The sequence below is a fragment of the Lentibacillus sp. L22 genome, assembly GCF_040812445.1.
Lineage (GTDB): Bacteria > Bacillota > Bacilli > Bacillales > Amphibacillaceae > Lentibacillus_C > Lentibacillus_C daqui.
The window spans coordinates 14,754-30,210 of sequence record NZ_JBFNXI010000041.1; the positions used below are offsets into that span (position 1 = coordinate 14,754).

Below are 15,457 nucleotides of genomic sequence, written 5' to 3' on the forward strand. Positions count from 1 at the left end.
AAGAATGAAGGATAATTTAATCATAACCATTGCCGGCGGCGGGAGTACCTACACCCCAGGTATTATTTCTGCGCTACTAAGTAATAGCAGTAAATTTCCTATTACAGAGATACGGTTATATGATATCGACCAAAAAAGAAATGGAGATATGAAGTTGATTATCAATCAGTTATTGATTGAGAAGGACAGACAAGATATGAAGCTGGTTGTAACAGAAAAACCAGAAGAAGCATTCACAAATGTGGACTTTGTTTTCTCTCAAATCCGTGTCGGCGGTCTTGCTATGCGGGAGCTGGACGAAAAAATCCCGTTAAAATACGATTTGGTAGGCCAGGAAACATGTGGATTGGGCGGTTTTGCATACGGTTTACGCTCAATTAGTGGAATATTGGAGATAGTAGGATATGTACAACAATATGCTCCAGATGCCTGGATCCTTAACTACACGAACCCGGAATCTATCATTTCCGAAGCGATACGGAGAAAATATCCTGATGCCAATATGATAAACGTTTGTGATATGACCATATCTCTGGAAGAGACCATTGCATCTAACTTTGGGTACAACAGGAAAAACTGGATCCCAACTTATTATGGTCTAAATCATTATGGCTGGTATAGCAAAATTTATGATACGTCTTTAAAACGGGATGTTATGCCTGAGATTATTGACAAGCTGCGTCAAGTCAATATGGACGTCGCCGAATTTAATGAAGGAGATCAATACTGGGCGAAGACATATCAATTGATGTCAGCCATGGTAAAGTATTTCCCTGAAGCACTGCCTAATAATTATTTAGAATATTACTGGTTCTCTGATGTCATGGTTGAAAATGATGATAAAAACTTCACTAGAGCCAATATGGTAATGGAGGGCCGTGAAGCAAATACACGCAAAATGGCAGAACAAATCAGAAATGGAGAAACAGAAGATATTCTGCATTTTAATTTTGGTGAACATGGTAACTATATTGTAGATATAGCTGTGGCTATTTTAAATGATGAACCGAAACGCTTTATGGTTATCACACCTAATAAAGGATCGATCCCAAATTTGAGAGAAGATGCGGTTGTAGAAGTTCCTGCATATATCGGTGCAACTGGTGTAGAACAGCTTGCTTTACATCCCATCAATGACTTTCATAAAGGAATGATGGAAGCACAAGTTGCAGCAGAAAAACTGCTTGTAGATGCATTTTTTGAGAATTCCTATGACAAAGCCTTACAAGCATTTACCTTAAATCAAACCGTACCGTCTGCGCGAGCAGCTAAACAAGTCCTTGATGACATGATGGTAGCAAATAAAGATTATTGGCCTGAACTTCAGTAGGTTAACTTATCAAAAATAATATTTAGAAATATATTTAAAGTAAACCAGAAGCAATCGGTAAATATTCTCTCGCCGAAAGCTTTTGATTCTCCTTTAAGAATAAGATAAAATACTAGCCCAGAAATAGATATAACCGTTTCTAACACAGTCTCAAACATTAAGATAAAGTATATAACCACTTTATGTCTAACTCTTTAACTCCAGAAAGGATGAACACAGGGAAACAAATCATAGAAAACGATTGGTTAAAAGTAGAATAGAAAGTAATGGTGCTGAAATACGGGCTGTCGAGTATAAAAAGAATAACTTAAGCTATTATGTGGACAGGAGACAGTGCCTATTGGGGACGTGTTTCACCGGTATTATTCCCGATTGCCGGACGGTTAACAAGCGCCCAATATCAATTAGACGGAAAAACATACGACATGTCTCAGCATAGATTATTAAGAGATGCTGAATTTGAACTCAGCTCACACTCAGCAGAGCATGTTTCATTTGAAGTAGCTTCAGAAGGACGTTTTAAAGATGTTTATCCATATGAATTTAAAGCAACGATCACCTATTCCCTTAATCAGGATTCACTTTCCGTTGATTGGAAAATAGAAAACAAGAATAGAGGGGAATGTATTTTTCAATTGGTGCCCATCCTGCTTTTCGAATCCCACTTTTAGAAAATGAAGGATTAGGTGATTACCAATTGAAATTCCCCCCTGCTCCAGATAAAGAGGTAATGGAATATGGCTTGGAAAATGCGTTGGTTCATGAGAAAGGAGTCAGTAATCTGCTTCCTGATGTAACACTGCAGCCAGAGTTATTTGCAAAGGATGCCATGATATACAGTCATATCGATCGTATCGAGCTTGTCTCAGCGAAATCTGACCATGGCCTAGAGGTTGAAGTTACGAACTTTCTGTTTGTAGGAATCTGGTCTAAATATAATAAAGAAAAAATAGTATTGCGGATGTGCATGATACGACAGGAGACTTTAAAGAGAAGTTTGGTATCAATCGGTTAGGAGCCGGTGGGGTATTTCAGAAGGATTATACGATGACGTTTAAATAATTACTTAAACTGTATCTGTTTTATAAAAATCCCACTAAAAAAGCGTGTGATCTTGTGCAAAACCAAGTTCATACGCTTTTTTAATTTTTATAGTTGGAATAAATATTATCTATGAGAATAGCATTATTTCAATTTAACGAAGCTCACTCAATTCAACTGTCCGATTCTCCTGCCAGGAAAGCTTAGCAGCTTTTGCTAACAGCTCAGCCTGTAAACCATCCTCGAATTTTGCTACGATTGGTTTATCTTCTAAAATAGATTGGGCAAAATCATGGATTTCAGCGATGTATCCTTCATTATAACGCTCGAGGAAGAAATACATCGGTTTATCCTCTGTAACCCCAGCATTTGTGCTTACTTTTACATTGGTTGGCTTCTGATTTTCTACTTGGACCATGCCGTTATTGCCGAATACTTCGATACGCTGGTCATAGCCATATACTGCCTGGCGGCTGTTATCGATCACTCCCAGTGAATCATCTGCAAAGGTAAGGGTGATAATGGCTGTATCTACATCATCATTGCGTGAAAAACGATCATCTATCAGAGAAGACGCTTTTACGGTGATGTTTTTTACATCTTGCCCGGATAAGTAACGAATCATATCGAAATCATGGATTGCCATATCGATAAATAGACCGCTGGAGCGTTTCACATATTCTTCTGGTGGAGCTTCCGGATCACGGGAAGTGATTTTAATAACTTGCGGTGTACCAATGTCACCATTGCGGACAACATCATGTGCTTTTCTGAAATGTGTATCGAAGCGGCGATTAAAACCTACTTGGAATTTTACACCTGTTTCTTTGATCACTTCCAAAGTTTCCTTTGTTTTTTCAATATCAAAGCTGATTGGCTTCTCGCAGAATATATGCTTGTTGTTCTTTGCTGCTTTTGTAATAAAATCAATATGGGTATCCGTGCTTGAGCAGATAAAGACGGCATCGATCTCCGGATCATTGAGAATATCATCCGCATTCTGTGTGATAACAGGAACAGCTTTTAAATAATCGATATCCTTCAAATGATCGGTGTACACATCAGAAATTGCTTTTAGCTGATAATTATCAGATAGCAGAATATTTTTAGCATGCAGCTGTCCGATACGTCCGGCACCGATGATTCCTACAACTAATTTTGTCATTATAATTCCTCCAAGTCTATAACTGTCTATGTGAAGCGCCAGTTGTTCTTATAATGTGGATTTATGCTTTATTGGAAGAACCAAATAAATGCATTTTTTCTCTTACTACCTTTTCGATTGCGTTCATCCCTGTTGTCATGATTTCCGAGATTTTATGTGAATCAGGGTGCTGCTCCAGGTATTCACGTACTGCTTTTGTCCATGCCTGATTACATTCGGTATTTACATTGATTTTGGCATGACCGTATTCAATTGCTTTTACAATTTGGTGGGCAGGAATACCAGATCCTCCGTGCAAAGCCAGTGGAACTTCATTCAGGTTATCAGAAATCTCCTGCATTAAATCAAATGCCAGCTTTGGTTCACCCTGGTAAACGCCGTGAACGGATCCAAGCGCAGCTGCAAGCAGGTCCACTCCGGTTTCTTCTACAAGCCGATAACATTCGTTCGGGTCCGCATATTTAATGCCGGAAGTAATGCCATCCTCTGTACCGCCAACAGAACCGATTTCTGCTTCCACAGAGACATGCTGTTCGTTTGCATAGTAGACGACTTCTTTGGTATTAGCAATATTTTCTTCCAGTGACAGCTTCGAGCCATCATACATTACAGAGCTGTAACCTGCATCAACAGCTTCTTTACAACCTTCTACGGATAATCCATGGTCGAGGTGTAGAACGACAGGTACGGTAATTCCCATTTCTTTCACCATTTTCTTGGTGGTGGCAGCAATCAATTTAAATCCGCCAAGGTAGTCCACGATACGATCAGTGGAGGCTAAAATAACAGGAGATTTTTCTTTTTCTGCTGCGCGCAATGCTGCCTCTGCCCATTGGAACGTATTGATGTTAAATTGGCCGACAGCATAATGGTTTTTCTTTGCTTCAGGCAACAGCTCTTTTAATGATACAAATGTCATTCTTTCACCTCCATAATTTTTATAATTAAAAATGACGTACATTTCATGAAGATGTTCACTCTAAAATACTGCTTTTAAAGTGAACATCCTCGTAAAGGCAGTGATTCTTTAGTTCAATACATTGTTATCAATATACTTGCGGGCCTTTAAGGCATATTCAAGCGGATGAGCAATTTTCGGGTCCTGCTCTGCTTCAATCACGATCCAGCCCTGATAGTTATTTTCCAGCAGCTTGTCATATACTTTTTTAAAGTCGATACTGCCATCGCCAGGTACCGTAAACATTCCGGAAAGAAAGGCAGAGCGGAAGGATAGGCCGTCTTCTTCACTCGTTTTCATGATATTATTCCGAATATCTTTAAAATGCACATGCTTGATTCGGTCCATATGCTTCTCTAATAACGGCATGTATTCTTTATCAGAGGCGTAGATGTGTCCTGTATCATAAAGTAAGTGAACCAAGCCTGGGTCGGTATTTTTCATCAAGCGGTCGACTTCTGCTAACGTCTGTACTCCGGTTCCGAGATGGTGATGATATACAAGCTTAAGACTATAGCTGTCCGCGATTTCGCCAAGTACGTTTAAGCCTTCGGTAAGCTGTTCCCATTCTTCATCTGAAAAAGTGGGCTTATCAGCAAAAATATTTTTAGGTAAGCCTTGAATACTGTAGGTTTGTTCGGAAACAACAGCAACCGCAGCATCCACTTCTTTTAAATAAGCGCAGTGCTTATGGAATGCTTCTGATGTTTTCTCAACGCCATCTTGAATAATAAAGCTGGAGAACCATTGTCCAGCAATTTTTAAGTTGCGGAGCTTTATTTCTTTTTTTAATGTTTTCGCATCAGGGAAGAAACCGCCGACTTCTGTGCCTTCGAAGCCAACAACAACGATATCGCTCAATAGATGCGATAAGGTATTGTCTTTTCCGATTTCCGGCATATCGTCATTTCGCCAGCCGATTGGTGCTATTCCCCAATGGATATCCTGTTTTCCCATCATTCATCACATCCAGCTTCCATTAATATTGTCTTGCATTATCGAGAATTTGTTGTCTTTCTGCGGCAGCTTTTTGTACACTTTCTTTTTCGGAAACTTCTGCTACACCAACATTCCACCAGCTGCCATCGTAGCCGTCTGTCATTGTTTTTGGCAGAACTTTTATTTCAATCAACGTGGATACTGTTTGTTTTTTAGCGTCTTCCACAGCTGCCGTTAAATCTTCCAGGTTATTGACAGAATAGGTTTTTAAGCCGTATCCTTCCCCGATTTTTCGGTAATTAATATTCATGATTTCATTATTTACATTGCGGAATTCTGTTCCTGTGCTTCTATTTCCGTGATCCATTTGTAAGTTATTGATACATCCAAACCCGGAATTATCGAATAACAGCAGGTTGATTTTTTTATCGTATTGAAGAGCTGTTACAATTTCAGAATGAAGCATTAAGAAGCTTCCATCACCAACAACTGCATACGATTCCTGTTCAGGCTTCGCTAATTTAACTCCAAGAGCTCCTGCGATTTCGTACCCCATACAAGAATAGCCGTACTCTAAATGGAACGTATTAGCCACATTGGCATTCCAGATACGCTGCATATCTCCTGGCAGGGATCCTGCTGAAGAGATTACAATAGCGTCACTATCGATAACATTATTGATTTTAATTAAGGCTTCGGTTTGTGTTAATTCTGTTTGAAGCGCATCTGCATAATCATTTAAAATTTCTTGGTTGAAATGATCCGCGATTTCTGGTGTGAAATCATTGCGATTAAATTTCGTTGCAGCTAAGCGATTGCGTTCTTTCTCCCATTCCTGTTTCAATGAGGTTGTTTCTTCTCCATAACTTGATTGATAGTCCCCAATACCTTTATTGATCAATTGTAGTGCTGCTTTGGCATCAGCTACAACTTGAAAACCGTCAAATTTATATGCCTGTCCGCGGTTTACGTTGATATTTAAAAATGTTGTATTGTCAAAATCAAACAACGTTCTGGATGATGTTGTAAAGTCTGTATATCTTGTGCCGATTCCGATAATTAAGTCGGCGTTCATAACTGCTTTGTTCGCAGCGGAAGTACCCAAAATACCGTTTCCGCCGAGGTTATTTGGATGAGTAAACTCAACGGTTGACTTTCCGGCATGTGTTTCTACGATTGGAATATTTGCTTTTTTAGAAAGCTCTACCAATTCCTCTCTTGCCTCTGAATATTTAGCACCGCCGCCGACTAATAGAACCGGACGTTTACTTTGTGTAATGGCCGCAATTGCCCCGTCTAATTCGCGCTGACTCGGTAATTTGCGGTCTATATAGTGAACGCGTTTATTGAAAAAGCTGGCTGGATAATCATATGCCATTGCTTCTACATCCTGAGGTAAGCAAATCGTTGCAGGTCCAGTTGTTGCTGGGTTCGTTAATACTTCAAATGCTCGGATCAATGCACTCATCAGCTGCTCCGGACGATCAATACGGTCCCAATATCTTGAAACAGCTTTGAATGCTTCGTTCGTTGTTAAATCTGTACTGTGTTCATGCTCTAGTTGCTGTAAAACAGGGTCGGGCTGTCTTGTGGCAAATGTATCTGCCGGTAAGAATAGCACCGGGATGTTATTTGCAAAAGCAGTTCCAGCTGCTGTTACCATATTTGCTGATCCCGGTCCTGCAGATGCGGACACAGCAAAAATCTTTTGACGGAGATTTTGTCTGGCAAAAGCTGTTGCTGCATGAGCCATTCCTTGCTCATTTTTTCCTTGATAGCTTTTTAGATGACCAGGATTATTTTCAAGCGCTTCTCCTAAGCCTAAAACATTTCCATGTCCATAAATATGGAAAACACCTTCCACAAAAGGCGTTTCTACGCCGTCTACAGAAATATATTGCTGATTTAAAAACTTTACCAATGCTTGTGCAGTAGTTAAACGGATTTTTTCACCCATTTTATTCAACCTACCTTTCTTTTCATATTTAAGGTTTGAACATTCTTTTAAGAACGCTTGCGAATAAGCTGTTCAATTTCTTCTACAGTCGGCATCGCTTCGGAAGAACTGTGCTTGCTGACAACGATGGAAGCAGATGCACTGCCGAATTTCAACGCTGTTTCATAGTCTTTTTCTGTAACAAGTGCATAAAGGAATGCAGATGCATAGGAATCACCTGCACCAAATGTTTTTAATACTTTTGTTTTGTATGCCTGGCCGCGGTGAACGGTACCGTCTGGCTCATAGGCATAAGAGCCGTCGACACCATGCTTGATGACAACAAGCTCGATATTATGCTGGAATAAGTGCTGGACTGTTTTTTCGTTGTCGCCTTCTGAATCCAGGTTTTCCATCACATCGTATTCGTCACGCGTACCGATAACAACATCAGAAAGCTCTGCAACAAGAGAGTAATATACTGCTGTTTCTTCAGCTGATTTCCATGTGTATGGACGGTAGTCTAATTCAAATATGACTTTGACATCGTTCTTTTTAGCATATTGAATTGCCTGCAATACAGCTTCACGAGAAGGACTTTGTGCAAGCGCAGTACCAGAAACAAGAAGCATTTTTGCCTTTTTGATATAATCTTCACTTACTTCTGTAGAATCTAAATAAAGATCCGCTACTTCATCACGATACATTAAAATGCTGCATTCTTCCGGGCTTAAAATTTCTGTGAACGTGAGTCCGGATTTATGCCCTTCTGTGTCATAAACTATATTAGAGGTGTCAATTCCTTTTTCCTCCATATACTGTTTGATAAAGTTTCCGTGTTGATCTTTTGAGATTTTGCCGATAAATCCAGCTTTCAGTCCTAATTTTGAACTGCCAATAGCGATATTTGCCGGAGAACCGCCAACGTATTTTGTGAAAGTCATTGTTTCTTCCATCGGACGGTTGTATTCGTTTGCATTCAAGTCAATCGCAGCGCGGCCGATCGCAATAATATCGTATTCTCTATCTTGATTAAATGTAAGTGCCATGCGTTTCGCTCCTTTTTTCATTACATATACTGTTTATTTTTATAGGAGAATCGCCCTCGCCTCTTTCTATAAGAATAGAGGAGAGGGGGGCGAATCAAAAAACTGTTAGTCTCTATCAATAATCCATTCATGATCTTTTTCATTATGGAATTTCCAGATGCGTTCCGGTCCAGCCATGACATTTAAATAGTAAGAGGCATAGCCGTCTGGTACACCTACTGGATGATAGCCTTTAGGAACAAGAACAACATTTGCGTTTTCCACAGCCATGGTCTCATCTAAAGAGCGATCCTCTGTATAGACACGCTGGAAAACAAACCCTTGTGGAGGGTCCATTTCATGATAATAGCTTTCTTCTAAGAAGGACTCATTTGGAAGATTGTCCTGGTCATGCTTATGCGGTGGATAGCTGGACCAGTTAGCTGTTTCTGTAAATACTTCTACAACAAGCAAGCTGTTTGCAGAAGGGTCAGAGTCCGGTAGAATATTGTGTACTTGCCGTTTGTTATTGTACTTTCCGCGATGTTCTACGCCGTTATCCGCTGCTTTGATTAACTTGGTCGGCAGCTCTTTATCGGATGGAGCAAAGCATAATGCCACACGAGCTTTTGTATTTGCTGTAATGGTAATTTTTTTATTATGGGAAACATAAACACTGTCTGTCGGTTTACGTTCAAATACACTTTCCCGGGTACCAATATCAGAGAAGCTTTGATAGCCATCTGTTACGGTAATCTTTCCTGTTAATGCGACAACACAAAGCTCTAAGTTTGTCAGCATTTCGTTATAGCTGGAATTTGGTTCCAAATCCACCACTTTAAAACCGACATAATGAAGATTGGAATTTTTCTCTGTTACTTCATGAACAAGCGTTACCCCGTCTGCCAGTTTATTATTTTCGGGTTTTCTTAGTAAATGACTCATAACGGACTCCTTTCAATATGGGATGAGACGGTTCAGTGGGTTAAAAGGTCTCCTCCCCAATTTATTATTGTAAAGTTGGTATTCCCTGATTATGAAAAATCAGGTTCAAGATAACGAGCTGTTACTACTTTCTTACGAGTATAGAAGTCTACACTGTCTTTTCCGTTTGCATGCAATGTGCCATAGAAAGAAGACTTCCATCCAGAGAATGGGAAGAATGCCATTGGCGCCGGCACACCTAAGTTAATTCCTAACATACCTGCATCGATGTTCTCACGGAAGTAGCGTACGGACAATGCGCTTGTAGTAAAGAGGCAAGCACCGTTAGCGAATTCAGATTGGTTAGCAAATTCAACAGCCTCTTTTAAGTTTTTTACACGTACAATAGATAATACTGGAGCAAAAATTTCATCTTTCCAAATGGACATATCTTGAGTTACACCATCAAATATAGTTGGTCCAACAAAGTAACCGTCTTCTAATTGTTCATTGCGACCATCACGAACTAATGTAGCCCCTTCTTCAATACCTTTTTCGATGTAGCCCAATGTACGTTGTTTTGCTTCGTCGCGGATAACTGGTCCTAAGAAGACACCCTCATCCAGGCCATTACCCATTTTGATGTTGTCAGATGCTTCTTTTAATTTTGCGATAAATTCATCTGCAACGGAATCTTCTACAGTTACAACCGCACAAGCCATGCAGCGTTCTCCAGCTGAACCGAATGCTGCGCTGATTACTTCTTTTGTAGCTAAGTCTAAGTCAGCATCTGCCAATACAGTAGAGTGGTTTTTCGCACCAGTTAATGCTTGAACGCGTTTTAAGTTCTCACTTCCGCGTTTGTACACATATTCTCCAACAGGCTTAGAGCCTACAAAGGATACTGCTTTTACAGTAGGGTGGTCTAAAATGCTGTTCACCACATCATGTGCACCGTTAACAATGCTGAATACACCTTTAGGAAGACCAGCTTCATCTAGTAATTCCGCAAGTCTAGCTGCAAGAATAGGTGTTTTTTCAGATGGTTTTAAGATAAAGGAGTTACCTAGAGCGATTGCCATTGGGAACATCCAGCATGGAACCATCATTGGGAAGTTAAATGGAGCAATTCCGCCGACAACCCCTACAGGGTAACGATAGTTTGTAGCTTCTACATCGGTTGCGATCGTTGCAAGAGAATCACCCATCATTAATGTCGGTGCACCAGCAGCGAATTCTACGTTTTCAATTCCGCGTCCAACTTCGCCTAATGCTTCGCCAACGCTTTTTCCGTTTTCCTGTGTGATTAATTTTGCTAATTCTTCTTTATGTTCTTCCAATAGATTTTGATATTTAAATAGAATGCGGGCGCGCTTTGCTACGGATACTCTTTTCCATTTTTCTTGAGCGGCCTGAGCTGCCTGTACAGCATCTTCAAAATCTTCGGAGGTAGAGATTGGCACTTGTGCTAAAACTTCTTTTGTTGCTGGATTATAAACATCTTCATACTTATCTGTTTTACTTTCGACCCATTCACCATTGATAAAGTTCTTTAGTTTTTTAGACATTAGGATATGTCCTCCTTTAATGTAGTAGATTTATATTTTATACTCTGAAAAAAATAGAAAAAATAGATAACTCATAAAAAATGCTAGAGGTCACCGGTTAAAAACTGTGCTTTTCCAAATCGAAAACTCCATTCCCCGGCACCATTCGTGACAAAGGTAATCATGACATCCTTTGACTCAATCTGACATTGCTGCTCTAACCTTTCTGTTAAAAGGCGATAGAAATCTTTTTTCATCTTATTCGTCCGTTGGGTGATGATGGCGGTGAATAGAATAACATCATCGCTTCTTTCAAAGCCGAGCCCAGTATCCTTCATAATCATTTCATAGGGTTCATGCTGTGTCACGACTTGATAACGGTCGCCTTCAGGAACTTGAAATGCTTCCAAAACAACCTGATGGGCTACATCCAAAATTTGTTTAATTTCTTCAAGATCTCTACCCCTGATTAAATCAACTTTTATTAAGGGTATCTCTACACTCCTTCGTTTTGATTTGCAATAACAAGCTCGACACTATAATTCTTACAATAGTCGATATACGATTGACCAGGCTGCTGATCTGTAATCAGATAATCCAGCTGGTTCAGATTGCAATAAGTAGTTAAAGCGACTTTATCGAATTTTTGATGATCAACTAACAAAAACTTCTGCTCGATTTGTTCCGCTATATAAGATTTCAATTCGCTTTCCATAGGAATAGAGTTTGTTACACCATTTTTGATAGAAATCGCGGTAGCAGCTAAAAACGCTTTGTTGATATTATAATTCTTTAGAATTTTTTGCGCCTGTATCGTTGTAAATGACTGTGTTCTTCGAGTAAGTGCGCCTCCCAGACTATAAACGGTAAGGTTTTCATAAGGCATTGTTCTTAGGATGAAATCAATATTGTTGGTTACAATTGTAATTTGTTTGTCCTGTATATATTCAATGAGCTCTAATACGGTTGTTCCCGTATCTATAAAAATAATGTCACCATCTTGAATATAATTAGCAGCCTGTTCCGCAATACGTTGTTTACTTGATTTATTCTTTGTCTGCCGGTAAGTGAAGGAGGTTAAAGGATTGGTGACTTTGTTTGGCTGTTTTTCTTCAGCAGGCTGATTAATAGCTGCTCCGCCATGAACTTTAACAATGTCACCAGTCTTACATAACTCTTGGACATCGTTACGGATAGTATTTTTAGAAACTGCAAATTTAGCGGCGAGTTCATCATAAGAAGCTCTTTGTTTGAGCGTAATATATTCTTGTAATGCAGCGATACGCTTCGATTTGATGTTGATCACCTCTTTTCTTACATCGAGTATAACACAAGAGATCCAAGAAGTTAACAACAAATAACCAAGAGTTTATAATTTATTTGAGTATTTTGTTGTTTTGTTGGTGTGACAGTATTTTTTGGATGCGTTTTCTTTTGGGGATATAGAATTGATAGGTGTTGGAAGAATGGGGCATGCTGTAACGATTGTTACTGCATTGCACTGGATGTCTAACTTAGGTATATCTACCAGCTTTCCGCCAATCCATGATGTATTAGGAGGAATGACTTTTGCGATTTATGGGGCGCTCAGCGTGGTTGCTATATTCTTTATCTGGAAGTTTGTACCGGAGACCAAAGGAAAGATATTTGAAGAGTTGGAAAACATTTTGGTTTAGGAAAGTCGGATAAAAAAGAAGCGTTATAGTATTATAGAAATAATCAAAATATAAAAGAAAACAAACAAGCTCAATAAAGAGGGATGTTTGCTTTCTTTGTTTTATCTAGCCAATACAAGTGGAGAAAAGACAACATAAGATGCTACTACAATGAGTAAGATTAAAATACCAACCCATCTAACATGTTTCCAAGGCGTGATGTCTACTTTGTTTTGGTATTTGTCGAATTGAAATCCTTCTTGAGACGGATTCTTTACGCTATAGAAATATAGAATAGCTAAATCTAACAAGAAGAGGACGCTCCAAACATATAGATAATGGATATCTGGAATAACTACTTTAGACAATGCGTACACAACAATATGGAAAATCAATGTAACTTTTGCACCTGTAGCTGATGTCTTTTTAGAGTAAAAACCAACTAGAATAATAGCTAATAGCGGCATACTATAGAGACCATTAAATTCTTGAATTACTGCATATAACCCTTGTGGAAATAGAGAAATCAATGGTGCAATCAAAACAACGATAACGCCAATAACAATAGTCAAAACTCTTCCCACTTTCGCAATTTGACGGTTTGTAGCTTGTTTATTAATGACCGGTTTATAGAAGTCTAAGCTGAATAAAGTAACAGTGGCACTTAGTGCCCCAACAAAAGAGCTGATAATTGCTCCAAATATTACTGCTCCAAATAGGCCGGTAGCCCAATCAGGCAGCACCTCTGCTAGTAATGAAGGGTAAGCAAGATCCATTTGTATGCCTTCACCAAACATATTGTAGGCAATAACCCCGGGAATTACTAAGAAAAACATACCAGATATTTTAAAAAATCCAACAAACATGGCACCTTTTTGTGCTTCTTTTAAGTTTTTTGCGGCCAGGGCTTTTTGAACAATCATTTGGTTTGTACACCAAAAATATAAGTTATTAAAGAGCATTCCTAAGAATAATGTCGGCCAAGGTACAATGGGCGAGTCCAATGCTCCCCAAGCATTCAGTTTTTCAGGCGAATTGGTTAAAAATCGGTCTAAACCAGTAAAGAAGCTGTTCTCGCCTAACGCGATAAACCCTAAAATAGTAATCGTCATCCCGCCAAGAAATAGACCAATACCATATAATGAATCACTATGCGCAATCAGAGAAAGTCCCCCGACGAATAAATAAGTAACACCAACTAAACCAATAACTGTCGAGATAATAATAACAGCTGTTATTCTGCTGACGCCCAAGTGTTGCTCAATTCCGAATAGATCATTGAAAATCAACGCTCCAGAATATAAAACAACAGGCATAAAGCTGATAACATAGGTGAATATAAAGAGAACAGATACAATCCTTTTTGTAAATGTATCATAGCGGATTTCAATAAAATCAGAAATGGTATTTACACCATATTTAAAATATTTCGGTAAGAACACCCATGCTAGCATAACAATAGCAACGGAAGCAGTTACTTCCCAAGCCATTACTTCCATACCGGCTACATAGGCCTGACCGTTTTGCCCTACTAATTGCTCTGTTGATAGGTTGGTCATAATAATCGTCATACCAACAGTTGTTCCGACAAGAGAACGCCCGCCTAAAAAGTAACCCTCTGAATCTTTGTTATCAATACTTCTTGTCCGATAAAAAGCATAGAGATAGATCAATAGCAGTACAACAACAAAACTGATAATACTAAATAAATTCAATGTGCTCTCCCCCTAAACGATGTACCCTATTCCTTAATATTGAATATCTACTAATTTATTTTCATCAAATGATTCTTGGCATGCTAGTGCTACCTCTGTTCCTCTTAAACCATCAATAGCAGTTATTTCAGGCTGTTGATTTTCTCGAATGCAGCGGACAAAGTTCTTCAATTCATTTACATAAGCTTCCGCAAACCGTTCAGGAAAATGCTGAGAGGACGGGCGGACTACGCCATGCTCATTAAATACGGCTACTTTGTTTTTTTCAGGAGATGCAGCAATTCGCAGCATGCCTTTGGTTCCAATAATTTCTGTTTCTACATGGTAACCATGTGAAGCTGTACGTCCAGCAACCAGCAAAGCGGTTACATCATTGTCCAATTTCATAGTAACTGTTCCTAATTCCAATTCATTTAGCTCGTTCAATTCCGGTGCAGCTTTATTCGTTCCTGTTGCCCAAACGGTTGAAATCTCAGATTTTGTCAGCCATCTGATCACATCAATATCATGAACACTCATATCAAGGAATAATCCGCCGCTTGGACTCTTCTTAGCAAAGTTGACAAAGCTGTCTAACCCTTGAATCGGATCAATACTATAGGAGCGAATCAACGAGATATCTCCAATTTGTCCGCTATCTATCATTTCTTTCGCATATAAATAATCATCATCAAATCTTCTCATGAATCCTAAATGAAAAATGCGGTCACTTTGCTCAATTTCATCTATCGTTTGTTTGATATCTTCTACTTCTAAACCAATTGGCTTTTCACAAAAAATATGCAAATTCTTTTTTAATGCTAGTCGAATATGCTCTGTATGGAATCCGGAAGGTGTAACGATACAAACAGCATCTAAATCCGTTTGTTCCAGCATTTCCACATAATTTGTGTAAACATTTGGGACTTTATATTTTTCTTTTACCTGTTCATTTATTTCCTCGTCTAAATTAGAAACCGCTGTCAACTCGACTCCTTTTAGATTGTAGATATTTTCTGCATGAATCAAGCCGAGTCTTCCTAATCCTGCAACACCAATTTTAAGCGTTTTCATTAGATGTTCTCCTTTATTAAACTTATAGATATGTTCACTAGCGTTGCATTAAAACTATTTCTGAAAGTCAACCATCTTGATTAGCTACCCGACTTAATTAGACGAATATTCTGTCATATATTCCTTCTATAAAATTAAAAAAGAACAACGAGGGTTTAAAGGTAGC

The 15,457-nt window shown here is 39.0% G+C and carries 15 protein-coding genes; 4 read left to right on the forward strand and 11 right to left on the reverse strand.

Translation table 11 applies throughout. The annotated features are described in order from the left end of the window. Positions 1–4 precede the first annotated feature (4 nt). From ABRT01_RS14560 to ABRT01_RS14570, 3 genes are all read left to right on the forward strand, one after another. Positions 5–1,330 carry a family 4 glycosyl hydrolase gene (locus ABRT01_RS14560; RefSeq protein ID WP_367748130.1) on the forward strand — a complete coding sequence of 442 codons (1,326 nt, stop codon included), beginning with the start codon at positions 5–7 and terminating at the stop codon, positions 1,328–1,330. Between the two features lie 317 nt (positions 1,331–1,647). Then, positions 1,648–2,001, forward strand: coding sequence for an aldose epimerase family protein (locus tag ABRT01_RS14565; RefSeq protein WP_367748133.1), 354 nt, complete (start codon positions 1,648–1,650; stop codon positions 1,999–2,001). Then, the gene (locus ABRT01_RS14570) at positions 1,953–2,345 is read left to right on the forward strand and encodes an aldose epimerase family protein (protein WP_367748135.1); all 393 of its coding nucleotides are present in this window, start codon (positions 1,953–1,955) and stop codon (positions 2,343–2,345) included. Before ABRT01_RS14565 ends, ABRT01_RS14570 begins: the two co-directional genes overlap by 49 nt. A gap of 180 nt (positions 2,346–2,525) precedes the next feature. On the opposite strand, the gene iolG is transcribed toward ABRT01_RS14570, so the two are convergent. From iolG to ABRT01_RS14615, 9 genes are all read right to left on the reverse strand, one after another. Continuing rightward, a complete protein-coding gene (gene iolG, locus ABRT01_RS14575) occupies positions 2,526–3,536 on the reverse strand; it encodes an inositol 2-dehydrogenase (protein WP_367748138.1) in 1,011 nt (336 codons plus the stop codon). A 61-nt stretch (positions 3,537–3,597) separates the two neighbouring features. Then, positions 3,598–4,455 (reverse strand): class II fructose-1,6-bisphosphate aldolase, encoded by an 858-nt coding sequence (gene fba / locus ABRT01_RS14580; RefSeq protein ID WP_367748141.1) that lies wholly within the window; start codon positions 4,453–4,455, stop codon positions 3,598–3,600. A 108-nt stretch (positions 4,456–4,563) separates the two neighbouring features. Then, positions 4,564–5,451: a myo-inosose-2 dehydratase gene (gene iolE, locus ABRT01_RS14585; RefSeq protein ID WP_367748143.1), complete on the reverse strand. Its 888-nt coding sequence runs from the start codon at positions 5,449–5,451 to the stop codon at positions 4,564–4,566. Between the two features lie 22 nt (positions 5,452–5,473). After that, entirely contained in the window at positions 5,474–7,390 is a 1,917-nt protein-coding gene (gene iolD, locus ABRT01_RS14590; protein WP_367748146.1) for a 3D-(3,5/4)-trihydroxycyclohexane-1,2-dione acylhydrolase (decyclizing), read from the reverse strand. Positions 7,391–7,437: 47 nt separating this feature from the next. Further along, positions 7,438–8,418, reverse strand: a complete 981-nt coding sequence (gene iolC, locus ABRT01_RS14595) for a 5-dehydro-2-deoxygluconokinase (RefSeq protein WP_188857648.1) — start codon at positions 8,416–8,418, stop codon at positions 7,438–7,440. Between the two features lie 105 nt (positions 8,419–8,523). Continuing rightward, positions 8,524–9,342 (reverse strand): 5-deoxy-glucuronate isomerase, encoded by an 819-nt coding sequence (iolB, locus tag ABRT01_RS14600; RefSeq protein ID WP_188857604.1) that lies wholly within the window; start codon positions 9,340–9,342, stop codon positions 8,524–8,526. Positions 9,343–9,431: 89 nt separating this feature from the next. Further along, on the reverse strand, positions 9,432–10,889 hold the full coding sequence (locus tag ABRT01_RS14605; protein ID WP_483308160.1) for a CoA-acylating methylmalonate-semialdehyde dehydrogenase: 1,458 nt from the start codon (positions 10,887–10,889) through the stop codon (positions 9,432–9,434). 83 nt (positions 10,890–10,972) lie between these two features. After that, complete coding sequence (locus tag ABRT01_RS14610; RefSeq protein ID WP_367748158.1) at positions 10,973–11,362, reverse strand: tautomerase family protein; 390 nt, start codon at positions 11,360–11,362, stop codon at positions 10,973–10,975. 2 nt (positions 11,363–11,364) lie between these two features. Next, positions 11,365–12,174, reverse strand: coding sequence for a DeoR/GlpR family DNA-binding transcription regulator (locus ABRT01_RS14615; RefSeq protein WP_229782691.1), 810 nt, complete (start codon positions 12,172–12,174; stop codon positions 11,365–11,367). A 160-nt stretch (positions 12,175–12,334) separates the two neighbouring features. Here ABRT01_RS14615 and ABRT01_RS14620 point away from each other — a divergent pair, with 160 nt between their 5' ends. After that, positions 12,335–12,544, forward strand: a complete 210-nt coding sequence (locus ABRT01_RS14620; RefSeq protein ID WP_194461808.1) for an MFS transporter — start codon at positions 12,335–12,337, stop codon at positions 12,542–12,544. A 101-nt stretch (positions 12,545–12,645) separates the two neighbouring features. On the opposite strand, the gene ABRT01_RS14625 is transcribed toward ABRT01_RS14620, so the two are convergent. Continuing rightward, positions 12,646–14,238, reverse strand: a complete 1,593-nt coding sequence (locus tag ABRT01_RS14625) for a solute:sodium symporter family transporter (RefSeq protein WP_367748151.1) — start codon at positions 14,236–14,238, stop codon at positions 12,646–12,648. Between the two features lie 33 nt (positions 14,239–14,271). Next, positions 14,272–15,291, reverse strand: coding sequence for a Gfo/Idh/MocA family oxidoreductase (locus ABRT01_RS14630; protein WP_188857612.1), 1,020 nt, complete (start codon positions 15,289–15,291; stop codon positions 14,272–14,274). Positions 15,292–15,457 lie beyond the last annotated feature (166 nt).